Origin of the sequence: Salmonella sp. SJTUF15591 (genome assembly GCF_043356435.1) — a bacterium.
GTDB classification, from domain to species: Bacteria; Pseudomonadota; Gammaproteobacteria; order Enterobacterales; family Enterobacteriaceae; genus Salmonella; species Salmonella enterica.
In genome coordinates, this window is the sequence record NZ_JBEUJO010000002.1 from 535820 (window position 1) to 553920 (window position 18101).

Annotated in this window: 16 protein-coding genes; 12 read left to right on the plus strand and 4 right to left on the minus strand. The window is 52.4% G+C overall.

The window, feature by feature from the left end:
* Positions 1-157: 157 nt before the first annotated feature.
* A complete protein-coding gene (locus ABVM99_RS06835) occupies positions 158-925 on the minus strand; it encodes a siderophore-interacting protein (RefSeq protein ID WP_001650769.1) in 768 nt (255 codons plus the stop codon).
* Between the two features lie 231 nt (positions 926-1156).
* Here ABVM99_RS06835 and ABVM99_RS06840 point away from each other — a divergent pair, with 231 nt between their 5' ends.
* The gene (locus tag ABVM99_RS06840) at positions 1157-1804 is read left to right on the plus strand and encodes a PadR family transcriptional regulator (protein ID WP_000983434.1); all 648 of its coding nucleotides are present in this window, start codon (positions 1157-1159) and stop codon (positions 1802-1804) included.
* On the opposite strand, the gene ABVM99_RS06845 is transcribed toward ABVM99_RS06840, so the two are convergent.
* Together ABVM99_RS06845 and ABVM99_RS06850 are read right to left on the minus strand one after the other, a co-directional pair.
* On the minus strand, positions 1801-3369 hold the full coding sequence (locus ABVM99_RS06845; RefSeq protein WP_023195103.1) for a methyl-accepting chemotaxis protein: 1569 nt from the start codon (positions 3367-3369) through the stop codon (positions 1801-1803). The genes ABVM99_RS06840 and ABVM99_RS06845 overlap by 4 nt on opposite strands.
* A gap of 386 nt (positions 3370-3755) precedes the next feature.
* Positions 3756-5276, minus strand: coding sequence for a PAS domain-containing methyl-accepting chemotaxis protein (locus ABVM99_RS06850; RefSeq protein ID WP_001582503.1), 1521 nt, complete (start codon positions 5274-5276; stop codon positions 3756-3758).
* Between the two features lie 429 nt (positions 5277-5705).
* Here ABVM99_RS06850 and ygjG point away from each other — a divergent pair, with 429 nt between their 5' ends.
* Both ygjG and ABVM99_RS06860 read left to right on the plus strand, forming a co-directional pair.
* Positions 5706-7085: a putrescine aminotransferase gene (gene ygjG, locus ABVM99_RS06855; protein WP_001520281.1), complete on the plus strand. Its 1380-nt coding sequence runs from the start codon at positions 5706-5708 to the stop codon at positions 7083-7085.
* A gap of 170 nt (positions 7086-7255) precedes the next feature.
* The gene (locus tag ABVM99_RS06860; RefSeq protein WP_023195102.1) at positions 7256-9274 is read left to right on the plus strand and encodes an NADPH-dependent 2,4-dienoyl-CoA reductase; all 2019 of its coding nucleotides are present in this window, start codon (positions 7256-7258) and stop codon (positions 9272-9274) included.
* An 80-nt stretch (positions 9275-9354) separates the two neighbouring features.
* Here the strand turns inward: ABVM99_RS06860 and rlmG are convergent, their stop codons facing one another.
* On the minus strand, positions 9355-10491 hold the full coding sequence (gene rlmG, locus ABVM99_RS06865) for a 23S rRNA (guanine(1835)-N(2))-methyltransferase RlmG (protein ID WP_000019989.1): 1137 nt from the start codon (positions 10489-10491) through the stop codon (positions 9355-9357).
* Between the two features lie 85 nt (positions 10492-10576).
* Between rlmG and ABVM99_RS06870 the strand changes: the two genes are divergently transcribed.
* From ABVM99_RS06870 to ABVM99_RS06910, 9 genes are all read left to right on the plus strand, one after another.
* Entirely contained in the window at positions 10577-11074 is a 498-nt protein-coding gene (locus ABVM99_RS06870; RefSeq protein WP_000202969.1) for a M48 family metallopeptidase, read from the plus strand.
* Positions 11075-11225: 151 nt separating this feature from the next.
* Positions 11226-11918 (plus strand): vancomycin high temperature exclusion protein, encoded by a 693-nt coding sequence (locus ABVM99_RS06875; protein WP_000951045.1) that lies wholly within the window; start codon positions 11226-11228, stop codon positions 11916-11918.
* A gap of 88 nt (positions 11919-12006) precedes the next feature.
* Positions 12007-13005 (plus strand): Gfo/Idh/MocA family protein, encoded by a 999-nt coding sequence (locus ABVM99_RS06880; RefSeq protein ID WP_023195101.1) that lies wholly within the window; start codon positions 12007-12009, stop codon positions 13003-13005.
* Positions 13006-13274: 269 nt separating this feature from the next.
* The gene (locus tag ABVM99_RS06885) at positions 13275-14243 is read left to right on the plus strand and encodes a TerC family protein (protein WP_001098833.1); all 969 of its coding nucleotides are present in this window, start codon (positions 13275-13277) and stop codon (positions 14241-14243) included.
* Positions 14244-14497: 254 nt separating this feature from the next.
* Positions 14498-15742, plus strand: coding sequence for a serine/threonine transporter SstT (sstT, locus tag ABVM99_RS06890; RefSeq protein WP_000235363.1), 1245 nt, complete (start codon positions 14498-14500; stop codon positions 15740-15742).
* 449 nt (positions 15743-16191) lie between these two features.
* Positions 16192-16854: a DedA family general envelope maintenance protein YqjA gene (gene yqjA, locus ABVM99_RS06895; RefSeq protein ID WP_000422143.1), complete on the plus strand. Its 663-nt coding sequence runs from the start codon at positions 16192-16194 to the stop codon at positions 16852-16854.
* 3 nt (positions 16855-16857) lie between these two features.
* Positions 16858-17241: an EnvZ/OmpR regulon moderator MzrA gene (gene mzrA, locus ABVM99_RS06900; protein ID WP_000917516.1), complete on the plus strand. Its 384-nt coding sequence runs from the start codon at positions 16858-16860 to the stop codon at positions 17239-17241.
* A gap of 144 nt (positions 17242-17385) precedes the next feature.
* Positions 17386-17754 (plus strand): DUF1090 domain-containing protein, encoded by a 369-nt coding sequence (locus ABVM99_RS06905; RefSeq protein WP_000877297.1) that lies wholly within the window; start codon positions 17386-17388, stop codon positions 17752-17754.
* 41 nt (positions 17755-17795) lie between these two features.
* Complete coding sequence (locus ABVM99_RS06910) at positions 17796-18101, plus strand: YqjD family protein (protein ID WP_000031219.1); 306 nt, start codon at positions 17796-17798, stop codon at positions 18099-18101.

Sequence of the window (18101 nt, forward strand, 5' to 3'; positions counted from 1 at the left end):
ATAAGTATTTTCAGGTAAGAAGTTGCATTCTAACTCATAATCGCTTGGTCGCTGGTTCAAGTCCAGCAGGGGCCACCAAATTTTAGCTTTAAAATCATACAATTAAGCCACTCGATAGAGTGGCTTTTTTGTTTCTGACAGGGCTCGCCCCATACCGCTATTTACGATGCCAATAGGCTGCCGCACGTACCAGGTGTGGATCAAACCCCTTTTCAAAGCACTGACTTAAACGTTTTACCGTTTTGCCTTCGCCAGTAATCCAGATGAAATAGTCTGATTCTGGTATTGCCAGCTGCGACAGGCGCGTTTGCAATGCCTGTTCATCGCCGCCAACAACATATTCCACAGTAATATCCGTCAAATGGGCGAGATAATCGCGATATGCGGCATCCTGAATGCTCACCAGCGCGGTTACCGCAGGGCGCGCAGGCAGACGACTAAGCGATTCCAGACGACGACGTAGCGCAGGCATACCGGACTCATCGCAGACATAAACCTGACAGGCATAATCTTCCGGCACCACCAGCGAACCGCGCGGCCCGCCGATCGTCAGTATATCGCCTTCACGGGCTTCCATTGCCCAACGGCTGGCTACGCCGCCATCGTGGATAAAGAAATCCAGCGCCAGCTCGCGACGCGCCTCGTCATACAGCGGCGTGTAATCCCTGGAGACCGGACGAACGCCCTCCCCCCAGATAATGCCTTCCTCAGTGACTGTCGGAGGCGTAAAGCGACAGCCTGGCTCAGGGAAAAAAACTTTCGTGTGATCGTCAAAGCCCAGGGAGGTGAAACCGTCCAGCGCCTCGCCGCCAAGTACGATCCGCTGAAATCCTGCGCTAATACGTTCTACCCGCAGAACGGTCAGCTCGCGAAAACGCAGTTCATTACGAACACGCTGTGGATAGCGTGCGGATGATGTCGTCATTTTTTGCCTTCGTGAAGTAATACGATATATCTAAATTAAAGTTTTAAATGATAATGATTGTTAATCAGTAAAAATGCAACTGTTTTTTGATAGTGTTCTGGCAACGCGTCGCTAACTATAACCTTAGAATAAAATGTTATAAATTAATAGATTATATCAACAATGGCTTTTACCCTTGCTAAAACCCATCATTTAGATATAAATTAGATATATCTAAATAAGCAGGAGGCAATGATGCAAAATCAACATGAAGGGTGTTGCAAAAACCGGGATCATAAGCACGACGGCTGCTGTAAAGATCGAGAACATCAGCATGAAGGCTGCCATAGCGCGCATCAGCATGAGAACGCCAGTTGCGGCGGCGAACACCGTCACGGACACGGCTGTGGTCGTCATGGACAGGGCGGTGGTCGACGCCAGCGATTTTTTGGCCACGGGGAACTTCGGCTGGTCATTCTTGATATCCTGACCCGGGACGCCAGCCACGGCTATGAACTGATTAAAGCGATAGAAAACCTGACGGGGGGCGGCTATACGCCAAGCGCTGGCGTGATCTACCCTACGCTGGATTTTTTACAGGATCAGCAATTTATCACGATTAGCGACGAAGAAGGCGGGCGGAAAAAAATCGCGATTACCGCGAACGGCGCGCAATGGCTTGATGAAAATCGCGAACACCTGACGCATATTCAGGCGCGGCTAAAAGCCCGTTGTGTGGGCATGGAGTTACGTAAAAATCCGCAGATGAAGCGGGCGCTGGATAACTTCAAGGCCGTGCTGGATCTGCGGATAAACCACAGCGATATCAACGACGCGCAAATCAAACGCATTATCGGCGTGATTGATCGCGCGGCGCTGGAAATCGCCGAACTGGATTAAGCGGGCTGCGTGTCCTCTTCGCGGACGCGGAACACGTTAACCAGCTCTTTTAAATGTAACGCCTGTTCGTTCAGCGACGCTGCGGCGGCAACAGACTCTTCCACAAGGCAGGAGTTTTGTTGCGTGGCGGCGTCAATCAGGCCAATCGCGCTGTTAATCTGCGAAATACCGTCAGTTTGCTCGCGGCTGGCCTGCCCAATCTCACGTAATATCACATCCATCTCTTCGACGTTATCCACCATGCCATTAATCAGGGCGCTGGCTTTCTCCACCAGGTGCATCCCTTCCTGAGTCTGACTGGTTGAATCTTCAATCAAATTACGGATTTCACTGGCCGACGAGGCGCTCTTCTGCGCCAACTGGCGAACCTCTCCGGCGACAACGGCAAAACCACGTCCATGTTCGCCCGCGCGCGCCGCTTCAACCGCCGCGTTCAGCGCCAGAATATTGGTCTGAAAGGCAATAGAATCAATGATATTGATGATATCTGACATACGATTTGCCGTATCGTTAATGACGCGCATTTTCTGCGTCACTTGATTCATCATCTCCCCATTGTTTTTCACCACGCTGGCGGCGCCGGCAGAGAGTTTGGTCGCTTCACTGGTATGATCGGCTGTGTTTTTAACCGTGGCGGTAATCTGTTCCATTGACGCCGCCGTTTCTTCAACCGAGCTGGCCTGCTCTTCCGTACGCGCCGCCAAATCCTGGTTACCGGCGACAATTTGCGCCGCCGCCGTGGAGATACTCTCCGAACCGTTTTGCACTTCCTGTACGATATCCAGCAGACGCGTTTTCATCGCCATTAACGCTTGCAGTAGTACGCCTGTTTCATCTTTATAGTCGGTGGTGATATGACGAGTCAGATCGCCATCGGCAATCGCCTCGGCAAAGCGTACTGCGTCATTAAGCGGCCGGGTAATAGAACGCACAATATACCATCCCATTACGCCTCCGGCGGCGATGCTTATCAGCGCCAAAGTGATTAACAGCGTCCGATTATTTTTAAAATCCTCTTTGACCTGCACGCTCGCTTCATGCATCTGAGCGTCCTGAACAGCGATAAGTTCCTGGACTTTGTCCTTATAGACTTTTTGCACCTGCACCGTTCTGGTCATCATCTCCTGAATGGCCGCCTGACGATTATTGCTTTGAATATCTTTCAAAATACGGAATCTGGACTCCAGGTATTGCTGGCGCGCTTCACGGATCTCATTAATGATTTTCTGTGAATCCGCATCGTGACTATTTTCCCTGGAAAGCTCATCCAGTAACGCCGAAATACGCTGGCTTATCTCACTGAGTTCTTTCTGCGAGCTTTGGCTCCAGCGCCCCTCTTCATCCAGTAACATGAGCTGCTGCGCGATGATGAAATCATTAAAATTATCGATTAACAGATTGGCTTTTACCGTGGTGGGATAATCATTGGTAATAATGTCCTGCATACCCGTATTAGCCCGATCAAGGCTAAACAAAGACAGAGCGGAACTCACCACCATGAGAACAATGAATAAGCCAAAGGCCATAAATAATTTTGAACGTATTTTAATGTTATGCAAAAACATATTTTCTCCCTGGGATTGCATATCCTCATACAGGAAGATTTATCGGCAATAATGTTACTAACTTTATGATATTGATCGCTTTTTATTTCGGAACATTATTAGTAAGTAATATTTATTGTTCACAGAAAGATGAACCAAAAGTGACATAAATTGGCACTAATAATGAAAGAAATACGCTAAAAGGTTAACCATTTCTTATTTATCAACTGAGCTTATACCTATTAATAGGTAGACAAGAAGAAGGAATAAATATCACATTATTTTTAACATCACAGGCCACTGATACTCTCTATGATGGCAGGCACCGCCTTCTATCAGAGCGCATCCGCCCGGTAAGCTTGTTGCTACCGGGCGGATGTCATTACCGTTGCTACCTACAAATAAACTTAATGCAGTACCGTGACCGCATCCTCCAGCCGGCTGGCACGGTGTTTTACCATCGCGGAGACTTGTGCGCTCTCTTCCACCAGCGCCGCATTTTTCTGGGTTATGCGGTTCAACTCGTCCACGGCGCGAGTCAGGCTGGAAAGCCCATCTGTCTGTTCCTGCGTCGACTGGCTGATCCGTGCGATAAGCAGGGTGACATTTTGCACCTGGGCTACAATGTCATCCATGGTACGGCCTGCGGCGTGAACCTGCTCGGAGCCTGACTGCACCTTTGTTGCGCTGGCGTCAATTAATTTACGAATATCGTTCGCCGCATTAGCGCTACGGCTGGCAAGATGACGTACCTCGCCAGCAACCACGGCAAACCCTTTCCCCTGCTCGCCCGCTCTCGCCGCTTCTACCGCCGCATTCAGCGCCAGGATATTCGTCTGAAAAGCGATATCGTTAATTAGCGTGGTGATCGTCCCGATACGTTGCGTACTGTGAGCGATATCATCCATCGTTTTAATCACCGTATCCATCGCCTCACCTCCCTGAGTCGCCGCACTACTGGCCGCCATGGAAAGCTTATCCGCAGCGGAAGCCGTCTCGGAATTGAGCTTCACGGACTCCGCCATCTGGTTCATGGTCGTTACCGTTTCCTGAACATTCTCCACGGTCTGACGGGTGTGTTCGTTCAGATCATTGTTACCCTTCGCCAGCCTTTCACTGCCGTTTCTGACGCTGGAAACCTGACTTGATACGTCATTGATCAGCCAGCGGCACATCAAGCCAAGCTGCCCCACGGCCCTCAGCGTCAGCCCCAACTCATCGCTACGATTAAGATGTTGTACGCTGTTGCGTTCGCCGGTCGCCACTTTCAGCGCCTGCGTCGCCACATTTTCAATGGGACGCACAATTTGCCATTCCAATAGCGCCGTACCTGCCAGCATCGCCAACGCGCCCAACAACAACGCCTGCCATGAGGCATCCGTACCAAACAGCGCCAAAGCCAGCATTACGGCCATTAGCCCCATAATGCTACGCACTCGCCAGCGAACAGGCATAGCGGGCAGTTTGCCCAGCAAGCCCTGACGAACCACCAGGCCTTTATGAATACGTTTACTACACCGCCCTTCATTTAGCGCCTGATATAAAGGCTCGACGGCGGCAATCTCATCATCCGTGGCGCGGGTACGGATCGACATATATCCCGTCACACGCCCTTCACGTATCATCGGTACCGCGTTGGCCCGCACCCAATAATGGTCGCCGTTTTTACGCCGGTTTTTCACAATGCCGCTCCACGGTTCGCCCTGTTTTAGGGTGTACCACATATCTGCGAAGGCAGCTTTCGGCATATCCGGATGACGCACCAGATTATGTGGCTGCGCCAGTAACTCGTTTAACTGATAGCCGCTCACCTGGACAAAAGTGTCATTGGCGTGAGTGATATAGCTTTCCAGGTCGGTCGTAGACATCAGAGTGGTATCATCATCCAGCGGGGTATTTAGCTGGCTGACGTAGGGATGAGAAGACATGATAGCGTCCTGTGCAGGTTATCTGGATGTTAATTTTTCGCTCAGATGTTATTTCGGCGCTAATCTATTTATCTTTAGTTGTTAAAATTGCTCTGGATCGCAATTTGCGATTAATCCTTAATATTTGTACGATTTTCACCTCATCCTGCGCCTTATTTTCATTATGAAATTGTTTAGCGTGGACAACCTTTTTCTTTAAAATCTGCCCTGGCTCACCTTTTTCTCACGCTGCCGCTAACGCAACACACCGTAAACCGTAAAACAAGATCTGCTCAAAATGCATCCAATTGTTAACGCATGACATTAAATGTTGTGTAAATGTGATTATTCATGGTGTTTATCCCGATTTTCACTATGGGCTTAGACCCCCGCTAATCCCTGCAATACTTAATTCAGTATCATGTGATACACGGCCCTCTGGAGCTCATTTTGAACAGGTTACCTTCCAGCGCATCGGCTTTGGCCTGTAGCGCGCACGCACTGAATCTCATCGAGAAGCGAACGCTAAACCATGAGGAAATGAAAGCACTAAACCGAGAGGTCATTGACTACTTTAAAGAGCATGTAAATCCAGGATTTCTGGAATACCGGAAATCTGTTACCGCCGGCGGGGATTACGGAGCCGTAGAGTGGCAAGCGGGCAGTTTGAATACGCTTGTCGACACCCAGGGGCAGGAGTTTATCGACTGTCTTGGGGGGTTTGGCATCTTTAACGTGGGGCACCGTAATCCTGTTGTGGTATCCGCCGTCCAGAATCAACTCGCAAAACAACCTCTCCACAGCCAGGAGTTACTTGATCCCTTGCGGGCGATGCTGGCAAAAACGCTGGCGGCGCTGACACCGGGGAAACTCAAGTACAGCTTTTTCTGTAACAGCGGCACCGAATCCGTCGAAGCGGCGCTAAAACTGGCAAAAGCGTATCAGTCGCCGCGCGGCAAGTTTACCTTTATCGCCACCAGCGGCGCATTTCACGGCAAATCATTGGGCGCGCTCTCCGCCACGGCCAAATCCACCTTCCGCAGACCCTTTATGCCTTTACTGCCGGGCTTCCGCCATGTGCCGTTTGGCAATATCGACGCGATGAGCATGGCATTTAGCGAAGGCAAAAAAACGGGCGACGAGATAGCAGCCGTGATTCTGGAGCCTATTCAGGGTGAAGGCGGGGTGATCCTACCGCCGCAGGGATACCTGACAGAGGTACGTAAGCTCTGTGATGAATTCGGCGCGCTGATGATTCTGGATGAAGTACAAACCGGCATGGGGCGTACCGGCAAGATGTTTGCCTGCGAGCACGAAAATGTGCAGCCTGATATTCTGTGTCTGGCGAAAGCCCTGGGCGGCGGCGTGATGCCGATTGGCGCCACCATCGCGACTGAAGAGGTGTTTTCGGTTCTGTTCGACAACCCCTTCCTACATACCACCACTTTTGGCGGTAATCCGCTGGCTTGTGCTGCCGCGCTGGCGACCATTAACGTCCTGCTGGAGCAAAATCTCCCGGCCCAGGCGGAACAAAAAGGCGATACGCTCCTGGATGGTTTTCGACAACTTGCGCGTGAATATCCCAATCTGGTACACGATGCGCGCGGCAAAGGTATGTTAATGGCCATTGAATTTGTCGATAACGAAACGGGCTACCGTTTTGCCAGTGAGATGTTCCGTCAACGCGTGCTGGTCGCTGGTACGCTGAATAATGCGAAAACAATTCGTATCGAGCCACCGCTCACGCTAACCATTGAACTGTGCGAACAGGTATTGAAATCAGCGCGTAATGCGCTGGCGGCGATGCAGGTGAGCGTTGAAGAGGTTTAAAGACGATGCCGGATGGCGCTATGCTTATCCGGCCTGTTTTCCCCGGGTCGCGGCCTCTTTTTTGAATCCCATCACAATCACCACATTCCCCTTTTCCCTTTTACCTCGCGACGGCTACAGTAGTAACTCATCCGACCACATAACAATAATTTTACATACTGGATACGCTTATGAGCTACCCGTCGCTGTTCGCCCCGCTCGATCTGGGCTTTACTACTCTCAGAAACCGCGTGCTGATGGGATCGATGCACACGGGTCTGGAAGAACATCCTGATGGCGCCGAGCGCCTGGCGGCATTTTATGCCGAGCGCGCGCGACACGGCGTAGCGTTAATCGTCACCGGCGGTATTGCGCCCGTTCCCTCCGGGGTCGTGATGACCGGCGGCGCGATGCTGAACGATGCCAGCCAATTAACGCCTCACCGCGTGGTGACCGATGCCGTACATGCGCAAGGCGGTAAAATCGCGCTGCAAATTCTGCACACCGGGCGTTACAGCTATCAGCCGCACTTGGTCGCGCCGTCGGCAATTCAGGCGCCAATCAACCGCTTTATGCCGCATGAACTGACGCATGATGAAATCTTGCAGTTAATCGACGACTTCGCGCATTGCGCGCAACTGGCGCGGGAAGCAGGCTACGACGGCGTAGAGGTGATGGGATCAGAGGGCTATCTGATTAATGAATTTCTCACCCGGCGAACTAACCATCGCGATGACGAATGGGGCGGCGAGTATGCCAGCCGTATGCGCTTCGCGGTTGAGGTAGTACGCGCGGTACGCCAGCGGGTAGGGAACAACTTTATTATTATCTATCGCCTGTCGATGCTCGATCTGGTGGAAAATGGCGGCACGTTCGACGAAACGGTACAACTGGCGCAAGCCATTGAAGCCGCAGGAGCAAGCCTAATTAATACCGGCATTGGCTGGCATGAGGCGCGAATCCCGACCATCGCCACGCCAGTACCGCGTGGCGCCTTTAGCTGGGTGACGCGGAAACTCAAAGGTCATGTGTCGGTTCCGCTGATCGCGACCAATCGCATTAACGATCCGCAGATCGCCGAGACGATCCTGACGCGCGGCGATGCCGATATGGTGTCGATGGCGCGTCCCTTCCTTGCCGATGCCGAATTCCTGACTAAAGCGCAATCCGGACGCGCAGATGAGATCAATACCTGTATCGGCTGTAATCAGGCCTGTCTGGATCGGATCTTCATCGGCAAAGTGACCTCCTGTCTGGTGAACCCGCGCGCCTGTCACGAAACCCACATGCCGATAGCGCCGGCCATACGCAAAAAGAATCTGGCCGTTGTCGGCGCAGGCCCGGCGGGGCTGGCTTTCGCGATTAACGCCGCGTCGCGCGGCCATCATGTCACGCTGTTTGACGCCCAGAGTGAAATTGGCGGTCAGTTTACTATCGCCAGGCAGATCCCGGGTAAAGAGGAGTTTTACGAAACGCTGCGCTACTACCGTCGAATGATCGATGTTACTGGCGTTACGCTGAAACTGAACCAACGGGTGAACGCAGAGGATCTTCAGCCGTTTGACGAAGCGATCCTCGCCTGCGGAATAGTACCGCGCCGCCCGCCGATAGACGGTATCGATCATCCAAAAGTATTGACCTACCTGGAGGTATTGCGCGATAAAGCGCCGGTTGGTAAGCGAGTGGCGATCATCGGCTGCGGCGGGATCGGTTTTGACACGGCCATGTATCTGAGCCAGCACGGCGAATCCACCAGCCAAAATATTGCTGAGTTTTGTACGGAATGGGGAATTGATACCAGCCTGCAGCAGGCAGGCGGTCTGCGTCCGGAAGGCCCGCGCCTGGCACGTAGTCCACGGCAAATCGTCATGCTGCAACGCAAAGCCAGCAAGCCGGGCGAAGGATTAGGAAAAACCACCGGCTGGATCCATCGCGCGACGTTACTGGCGCGCGGCGTGAAGATGATCCCGGCGGTCAGTTACCAGAAGATCGACGACGACGGATTACATCTCTTGATCGGCGGCGAACCGCAGTTGCTGGAAGTGGATCATGTGGTGATCTGCGCCGGACAGGAACCTCGCCGCGAGCTGGCGGACCCGTTACGCGCCGCAGGTAAAACGGTACATCTTATCGGCGGATGCGATGTCGCGATGGAGCTGGATGCCCGACGGGCGATTGCCCAGGGCACCCGACTGGCGCTGGAGATTTAACGACTTTGCCTGATGGCGCTGCGCTTATCGGGCCTATGCCGTCATACCGGTTTTATAGGCCGGTATGACGCTTGAGCGCCTTATCGACGGCGTCCCTGCTTCACCGCTTTCAAAATAACAAACTTATTGTTGGTTGCTATCGTCGCGCAATTACCGAAAATCTTCTTCAGCTTGTGGAAATAGTCCAGATGGCGGTTCGCCACAATATACAGTTCGCCGTTGATTTTCAGGCAGCGGCGGGCGTGATGGAACATCTCCCAGGCGATATTGTCCGTCAGCGCATGTTTCTGGTGGAACGGCGGGTTGCAGAACACAGCGTTAAAACGGAACGGCTCCACGCCGGAGAGCGCGTTGTTGATCATAAATTCGCAGCGTTCGAATGCTTCCGGCAGGTTCGTTTCTACATTCAAACGGCTGGAATCTACCGCCATCGGCGATTCATCGACAAATACCACGTTCGCCTGCGGATTTTTCGCCAGTAAGCTCAGGCCAATCACCCCATTGCCGCAGCCGAGATCGACAATCTCCCCGTCGAGGTTTTCCGGCAAATGCTGCATAAAGAAGCGCGCGCCGATATCCAATCCGGTACGAGAAAACACATTCGCGTGGTTGTGAATCGTCCAGCCTGTATCTTCCAGTTTCCAGCTTAGCGTTTGCGGCGCGTCGGCCAGTTGCGGATGACTGAAGGTACAGTTAATCAGGCGCGCTTTCTTCCACGCCAGCGTCGTCGTGGTTGGGCCCAGCACTTTTTCAAACAGTTCCAGCGTAGAGGTATGAATATCTCGCGCTTTCGCGCCGGCGATAATACGCGTTTGCGCCGTAACGACCTTACGCAAAGCGCGTAACTGCTGTTCCAGCAACGCCAGCGTTTTCGGTACCTTAATCAATACCACGCCCGGCGCCTGCGGGTAGTCAGCGGTACTGTCGAGAAACGTTACGCTGGACTCCGCGATGCCGTTATGGCGTAAATTCTCTCGCGTACCCAGTTCGCTTAAATACGAATCGCCAATACTGTATGGCGAATGCTCCGCCAGCGCACAGCTTAGCGCGCCAAACGTATCATTCAGGATCAGCACCGGGCCGCGAATTTCCGTCTCATCTAACTGTTGCAGCAGATACTCATCGGCCGCCTCCCACGCCAGAAGCGGGTTAACATCATCCGTTTGCGGAAAACGTTTCAGCGTCAGTGAACGGAAACCGTCGTCTACGTGGCTCATTAGGCCTCCTGAATGGTAAAATTGCGGCGTTATCCCTGAAAAGGGTGCGTGAGTATACACTTTTTATCAGCAACATGGAGCTTTGATGACCTCACTAACTTACCTTCAGGGGTATCCGGAACATCTCCTTGCCCAGGTGCGCACCTTAATCGCCGAGCAGCGCCTGGGAGCGGTGCTGGAAAAACGTTATCCCGGCGCGCATGATTACGCCACTGACAAAGCGCTATATCACTATACTCAGGAACTGAAAAGTCAGTTTCTGCGCAATGCGCCGCCCATCAATAAAGTGATGTATGACAGCAAGATCCATGTGCTGAAAAATGCGCTGGGACTGCATACCGCTGTCTCGCGCGTTCAGGGCGGCAAGCTCAAGGCAAAGGCGGAGATCCGCGTCGCTACCGTGTTTCGCAACGCTCCGGAGCCATTCTTACGGATGATTGTGGTTCACGAGCTGGCGCACCTGAAAGAGAAAGATCATAACAAAGCGTTTTATCAGCTCTGCTGCCATATGGAACCGCAGTACCATCAACTGGAGTTTGATACGCGACTGTGGCTGACGCATCAGGCGCTGTCGGCACAATAAATTCTGAAAATGCCCCTTCCCCCGTATCTTTTTAACGGCGTGGGCATAAAATCGGCGCGTTCACATTTCGCTCATTGCCTGCCGCCACGTCAAGGATGACGATCTGTAGAGGGTATTTTTTATCCACCGCCAACGGAACCGCGCAACAACCATGCTCTCACAATGTGCCCGTTTTATCCGCCGCCTCTGTTTTACACGCCGGGCGTTAACAGTGGCGTGTTTTCTGCTTGTCGCAGCAGGCGTCGCGCTTTTCTATTCCAACTGGCTTATCGTCAACGCCTCGCAGCATCTGACATGGAATGACATTCAGACCGTTCCCGCCCGCAACGTCGGGCTGGTGTTAGGCGCTAAACCCGGCAATCGGTATTTTACCCGGCGGATTAATACTGCCGCCGCGTTGTATCACGCCGGTAAAGTGAAGTGGCTGTTAGTCAGCGGCGATAATGGCAAAAAAGAGTACGATGAACCTTCGGCGATGCAGCAGGCGCTGATAGCGAAAGGTGTGCCGGAAGCGGCCATTTTTTGTGATTATGCCGGATTCTCCACGCTGGACTCCGTAGTTCGCGCCCGGAAAGTGTTTGGCGAAAGCCGCATTACGATTATCTCGCAAGCATTCCATAATCAACGGGCGATCTGGCTGGCGCAACAATATGGCATTGACGCTATCGGCGTTAACGCGCCGGATCTGAATAAAAGGCACGGAACCTACACACGACTTCGGGAAAAGCTGGCGCGGGTTAGCGCGGTGCTGGATGCCAAAATTTTGCACCGTCAGCCTAAATATCTGGGCGCTGGCGTCACTATTGGGGCTGATAGCGCACACGGGTGCCCTTCTCGCCAGTAAAATGCCAGAGTGCGTCGCAGCGCACTGGCAAGGGCGGAAAGGCGTGCTACATTGACGAAAAATCCCTTTCTGGAGTCCGCTGACGTTTATGATACGTTTCGCTGTAATTGGGACTAACTGGATCACGCGCCAGTTTGTCGACGCCGCCCATGAAACCGGCAAATTCAGGCTCGCCGCCGTTTACTCCCGTAGTCTTGAACAGGCGCAGTCTTTCGCAAATGATTATCCCGTCGAGCATCTGTTTACCTCGCTGGAAGCGATGGCGCAAAGCGACGCGATTGAGGCGATTTATATCGCTAGCCCGAACTCCCTGCATTTCTCCCAGACACAGCGCTTTTTGCAGCATAAAAAACATGTCATGTGCGAAAAGCCGCTGGCTTCTAACCTGGCGGAGGTTGATGCCGCTATCGCCTGCGCGCGCGATAACCAGCGGGTACTGTTTGAAGCCTTTAAAACCGCCTGCCTGCCCAATTTTCTGCTGCTGCGGGAATCGTTGCCGAAAATCGGCAGAATGCATAAAGCATTACTAAATTACTGCCAGTACTCTTCACGTTATCAGCGCTATCTGAACGGTGAAAATCCGAATACGTTTAATCCGGCCTTCTCCAATGGTTCGATTATGGATATCGGGTATTACTGTCTGGCGTCGGCGATCGCGCTATGGGGCGAGCCGCGCAGCGTTCAGGCGTCGGCGAATTTGTTGGAAAGCGGAGTAGATGCGCACGGCGTCGTGGTTATGGATTACGGCGATTTTAGCGTCACGCTACAGCATTCCAAAGTCAGCGACTCGGTACTGGCCAGTGAAATTCAGGGCGAGAGGGGATCGCTGGTCATTGAAAAGCTGTCGGAATGCCAGAAAGTGTGTTTTGCGCCGCGCGGCGCGCTGATGCAGGATCTGACCCAGCCTCAGCATATTAATACCATGCTGTATGAAGCCGGGGCGTTTGCCCAGCTTATTGAAAACCATGCCGTGGAACATCCGGGGTTGTCGCTAAGTCGCGCCACGGCAAAATGGCTGACAGAAATACGCCGTCAAACCGGGGTCATCTTCCCGGCGGACGATCTGACCCATCCCCTTACTGCGTAAAATTATGTAAATTATATGTTACAGGTCATTGACTCTACGCGTGGCCTGTCATACTTTGTTACGCGCAAAGGGGAGTAACTTCATTGTCGGTCGATCGTCATTACGATGTGTGCAAAACCACATCCGGTCACCGGGCAGCCATAAAGGAATGCGTCAGCGTATTCCTTTATTGTTGTAAGTGAGACCTTGCCGAATGGCAAGGTCTATGCATAAAAGCAGCGGCTAATGCCATTCGGCGTTAGCCGTTTTTTTTTGCATAGGGAGAAATAATGAATACTGTTGGTACGCCATTATTATGGGGTGGATTCGCGGTTGTTGTGGTGATAATGCTATCCATCGACCTGTTGTTGCAGGGACGCCGTGGCGCACATGCGATGTCGATGAAACAAGCAGCAGGATGGTCAATCCTGTGGGTAACGCTCTCGCTACTGTTTAACGCTGCTTTCTGGTGGTATCTGGCTGAAACGCAAGGGCGCGAAGTTGCTGACCCGCAGGCATTGGCGTTCCTTACCGGCTATCTGATTGAAAAGTCGCTGGCCGTAGATAACGTCTTTGTCTGGCTGATGCTGTTTAGCTATTTCTCCGTCCCTCCGGCTCTGCAACGCCGGGTGCTGGTGTATGGGGTTCTTGGCGCGATCGTGTTGCGTACTATCATGATTTTCGCCGGTACCTGGCTTATCACTCAGTTCGAATGGCTGCTGTATGTGTTCGGCGCCTTCCTGCTGTTTACCGGCGTAAAAATGGCGCTGGCGAAGGAAGACGAATCCGGCATTGGCGAAAAACCGATGGTGCGTTGGCTGCGCGGGCATCTGCGTATGACCGATACGATCGAGAACGAGCACTTTTTCGTACGTAAAAACGGCCTGCTGTATGCCACGCCGCTGCTGCTGGTGCTGATTATGGTTGAGTTCAGCGATGTAATCTTCGCCGTTGACAGTATTCCGGCGATCTTTGCGGTCACCACCGACCCGTTCATCGTACTGACCTCTAACCTGTTTGCCATCTTAGGACTGCGCGCGATGTACTTCCTGCTGTCCGGCGTGGCGGAACGCTTCTCGATGCTGAAATATGGTCTGGCGGTCATTCTGGTCTTTATCGGCATTAAGATGCTGATCGTCGACTTCTACCATATTCCTATCGCGATTTCGCTGGGCGTAGTGTTTGGCATTCTGACCATTACGCTGGTGATTAACGCCTGGGTTAACCATCAGCGCGATAAGAAACTGCGAGCGCAATAATCTTTTATCGGGGTAAACCTGCCCCGTCAAAAACGCCCGGCAGCGCGCACCTGCCGGGCGTTTTTGTTTAACATGTCACAATACTGTTAATATAAAGTTATAAAACATGATCGCAGCAAAAAATCCAGGATATTTCGCTTCCCGAACCTTCAACTTTCCTTATACTCAACCAGGCAAACACTTTATTACATCCTGAAAGATGCGCCGTAAGAGCGTGCAGGGGATGACCAGCAACACAATACAAGGAACATGAAATGGCTACGCAACGAGCATCAGGGCTACTGCAGCGTTTAGCGCAAGGCAGTCTGGTTAAACAAATTTTAGTGGGTCTGGTACTGGGGATTTTACTGGCATGGATTTCTAAGCCTGCGGCAGAAGCGGTTGGCTTGCTTGGCACCCTGTTCGTCGGCGCCTTAAAAGCGGTCGCCCCCGTTCTGGTGCTGATGCTGGTCATGGCCTCGATCGCCAACCACCAGCACGGTCAAAAAACCAATATTCGCCCTATTCTCTTTCTTTACCTGCTAGGCACCTTTTCAGCCGCGCTGGCGGCCGTTGTGTTCAGCTTCGCCTTCCCTTCAACCCTGCATCTGTCCAGTAGCGCCCAGGATATCGTGCCGCCGTCCGGCATTGTAGAAGTCCTGCGCGGTCTGCTGATGAGCATGGTGTCGAACCCCATCGACGCGCTGCTGAACGCTAACTATATCGGGATTCTGGTGTGGGCCGTCGGTCTGGGATTTGCCCTGCGTCATGGCAATGAAACCACCAAAAACCTCGTGAACGATATGTCTAACGCCGTGACCTTTATGGTGAAACTGGTGATCCGTTTCGCGCCAGTCGGTATTTTTGGTCTGGTTTCATCAACGCTTGCAACCACCGGCTTCTCCACCCTGTGGGGCTATGCGCACCTGCTGGTCGTCTTGATTGGCTGTATGCTGCTGGTCGCGCTGGTGGTCAACCCGCTGTTGGTATTCTGGAAAATTCGTCGCAACCCTTATCCGCTGGTGTTCGCCTGCCTGCGTGAAAGCGGCGTTTATGCCTTCTTTACCCGCAGCTCTGCCGCCAATATTCCAGTGAATATGGCGCTGTGCGAAAAACTGAATCTGGACAGGGATACTTACTCCGTTTCCATTCCGCTGGGCGCCACCATCAATATGGCCGGCGCGGCAATTACCATTACGGTTCTGACGTTGGCGGCAGTCCATACGTTAGGCGTCCCGGTGGATCTGCCTACAGCGCTGCTGCTGAGCGTGGTGGCCTCGCTGTGTGCTTGCGGCGCCTCCGGCGTGGCAGGCGGTTCATTGCTGCTGATCCCGCTGGCGTGCAACATGTTTGGCATCCCGAACGATATCGCGATGCAGGTAGTAGCGGTCGGCTTTATTATCGGCGTATTGCAGGATTCGTGTGAAACGGCGCTGAACTCATCTACCGATGTTCTGTTCACTGCGGCAGCCTGCCAGGCAGAGGACGAACGTCTGGCGAATAACGCCTTGCGTAGCTAAGTGATTATCGATGCCGGATGGCGTATGCCATCCGGCGTAACGATAGATCTGAATCTCCCAATCCGTAGGCTGTGACGTAAAGCGAATTTATATCCACACGCAACATCCTCGCGTAACGTTATATGTAGATGGCGTCTGCCGCGGCGCTCGGTCAGCGTAAAGTATAAAGTGTCAGCCTGTGTAAATCCTCTCGCCACCCTCCTTTGCGATAAGCAAAATCAAAGCTCAACGACGCGTAATTTCTATAACGGACTTCGTTGACCTTTGTTACAATTAGATGCATTTTGAATTTTTGTGTGTTAGTGCTTGCTTACTTCACAACTTAACAAGGAATAGTTCAGGCCGCGAATTTGCCGTTTCCGCAACGCTGATAAAAACTCCAACTCTGTTGCGGCAGTGCAAACCTCAGATCACCGGCGTGACGTTAACCGATTCTCCAGGAATACTGAATGGAACTACTGACTCAATTGCTGAATGCCCTGTGGGCTCAGGACTTTGAAACACTGGCCAATCCTTCCATGATTGGCATGTTATATTTTGTGTTATTTATGATTTTGTTTCTGGAAAATGGGCTGCTCCCTGCCGCCTTTTTGCCTGGCGACAGCCTGTTGATCCTGGTCGGCGTGCTGATCGCCAAAGGCGCGATGGGTTATCCACAAACCATTTTGCTGCTTACCGTCGCGGCCAGCCTGGGTTGCTGGGTCAGCTATATTCAGGGCCGCTGGCTGGGGAATACCCGCACCGTGCAAAACTGGCTCTCTCATCTCCCCGCACATTATCATCAACGCGCCCATCACCTTTTCCATAAACACGGCCTGTCGGCACTATTGATAGGCCGTTTTATCGCGTTTGTCAGAACGCTGCTGCCCACCATTGCCGGCATATCCGGCCTGAATAACGCGCGCTTTCAGTTCTTCAACTGGATGAGCGGCTTGTTGTGGGTGCTTATCCTGACGTCGCTGGGCTATCTGCTGGGCAAAACGCCCGTCTTTATGAAGTATGAAGATCAGCTAATGTCATGCCTGATGCTGCTGCCCGTGGTGCTGCTCTTTTTTGGCCTGGCGGGTTCGCTGGTCATGCTGTGGAAAAAGAAGTATGGGAGCCGGGGATAACTTATGCTTAAACCACGCATAACTGCCCGACAACTCATTTGGATCAGCGCTTTTCTACTGATGCTGACCATACTCATGATGACGTGGTCAACGCTGCGTCAGCAAGAGTCGACGCTGGCCATTCGCGCGGTTAACCAGGGCGCCAGTATGCCAGACGGCTTCTCAGTTCTGCATCATCTGGATGCGAACGGCATTCATTTTAAAAGCATTACGCCTAAAAATGACATGTTGCTCATTACCTTCGATTCCCCTGCGCAAAGCGCCGCAGCAAAAACAGTGCTTGATCAAACGTTACCACACGGTTATGTCGTCGCTCAGCAGGACGATGACAACGAAACGGTACAGTGGCTGTCCCGCTTACGGGAAAGCTCACACCGCTTTGGCTAATCTCCAGGAATCCGAATCATATCACTCACTTTGGTGATTTCATTGTTTAATGACTATGATTAATAAAGCGGTGTTTAACCCACCGCGTTATTATCGGGATCACCGCCCCGGACAACGGGTCCGAACATAAGGGAAAGTTCAGGAATGAAATACCGCATCGCTTTGGCTATCACGCTTTTTACACTTAGCGCCGGTAGCTACGCTAATTCGCTTTGTCAGGAAAAAGAGCAGGATATACAAAAGGAAATTAGCTACGCTGAAAAGCACAACAATCAGCGCCGTATTGAGGGTCTGAACAAGGCGCTCAGCGAAGTACGCGCCAATTGTACTGACAGCAAGCTGCGCGCCGAGCATCAGAAAAAGATCGCTGAGCAAAAAGAAGAGGTAGCCGAACGCCAACGTGATTTAGCCGAGGCAAAAGCAAAAGGCGATGCGGATAAAATAGACAAACGTGAACGTAAGCTGGCCGAGGCTCAGGATGAGCTAAAAAAACTTGAGGCCAGAGACTACTAAATTAACGCCGAATGTAAATACTCACTCACCTGGAGAAAACTATGTCGAAAGATAACACTACGGAACATCTGCGCGCTGAGTTGAAATCCCTGACCGATACGCTTGAAGAAGTGCTGAGCTCTTCGGGCGAAAAGTCGAAAGAAGAGTTGAGTAAGATTCGTAGCAAAGCCGAGCGCGCGCTGAAAGAGAGCCGTTACCGCCTGGGCGAAACGGGTGATGTGATTGCCAAACAGACTCGCGTCGCCGCCGCCCGTGCCGATGATTATGTGCGCGAAAATCCCTGGACAGGCGTAGGCATTGGCGCCGCTGTCGGTCTGGTGTTGGGCGTACTGCTGACGCGTCGTTAA

Bases quoted from the DNA above. Each gene is read 5' to 3' on its own strand.
- rlmG (WP_000019989.1), bottom strand. From the start codon at position 10,491: ATGAGCCACGTAGACGACGGTTTCCGTTCACTGACGCTGAAACGTTTT.
- yqjA (WP_000422143.1), top strand. From the start codon at position 16,192: ATGGAACTACTGACTCAATTGCTGAATGCCCTGTGGGCTCAGGACTTT.
- ABVM99_RS06870 (WP_000202969.1), top strand. From the start codon at position 10,577: ATGACCTCACTAACTTACCTTCAGGGGTATCCGGAACATCTCCTTGCC.
- ABVM99_RS06860 (WP_023195102.1), top strand. From the start codon at position 7,256: ATGAGCTACCCGTCGCTGTTCGCCCCGCTCGATCTGGGCTTTACTACT.
- mzrA (WP_000917516.1), top strand. From the start codon at position 16,858: ATGCTTAAACCACGCATAACTGCCCGACAACTCATTTGGATCAGCGCT.
- ABVM99_RS06880 (WP_023195101.1), top strand. From the start codon at position 12,007: ATGATACGTTTCGCTGTAATTGGGACTAACTGGATCACGCGCCAGTTT.
- ABVM99_RS06835 (WP_001650769.1), bottom strand. From the start codon at position 925: ATGACGACATCATCCGCACGCTATCCACAGCGTGTTCGTAATGAACTG.
- ABVM99_RS06910 (WP_000031219.1), top strand. From the start codon at position 17,796: ATGTCGAAAGATAACACTACGGAACATCTGCGCGCTGAGTTGAAATCC.
- sstT (WP_000235363.1), top strand. From the start codon at position 14,498: ATGGCTACGCAACGAGCATCAGGGCTACTGCAGCGTTTAGCGCAAGGC.
- ABVM99_RS06850 (WP_001582503.1), bottom strand. From the start codon at position 5,276: ATGTCTTCTCATCCCTACGTCAGCCAGCTAAATACCCCGCTGGATGAT.
- ABVM99_RS06905 (WP_000877297.1), top strand. From the start codon at position 17,386: ATGAAATACCGCATCGCTTTGGCTATCACGCTTTTTACACTTAGCGCC.
- ABVM99_RS06875 (WP_000951045.1), top strand. From the start codon at position 11,226: ATGCTCTCACAATGTGCCCGTTTTATCCGCCGCCTCTGTTTTACACGC.
- ABVM99_RS06840 (WP_000983434.1), top strand. From the start codon at position 1,157: ATGATGCAAAATCAACATGAAGGGTGTTGCAAAAACCGGGATCATAAG.
- ABVM99_RS06845 (WP_023195103.1), bottom strand. From the start codon at position 3,369: ATGTTTTTGCATAACATTAAAATACGTTCAAAATTATTTATGGCCTTT.
- ABVM99_RS06885 (WP_001098833.1), top strand. From the start codon at position 13,275: ATGAATACTGTTGGTACGCCATTATTATGGGGTGGATTCGCGGTTGTT.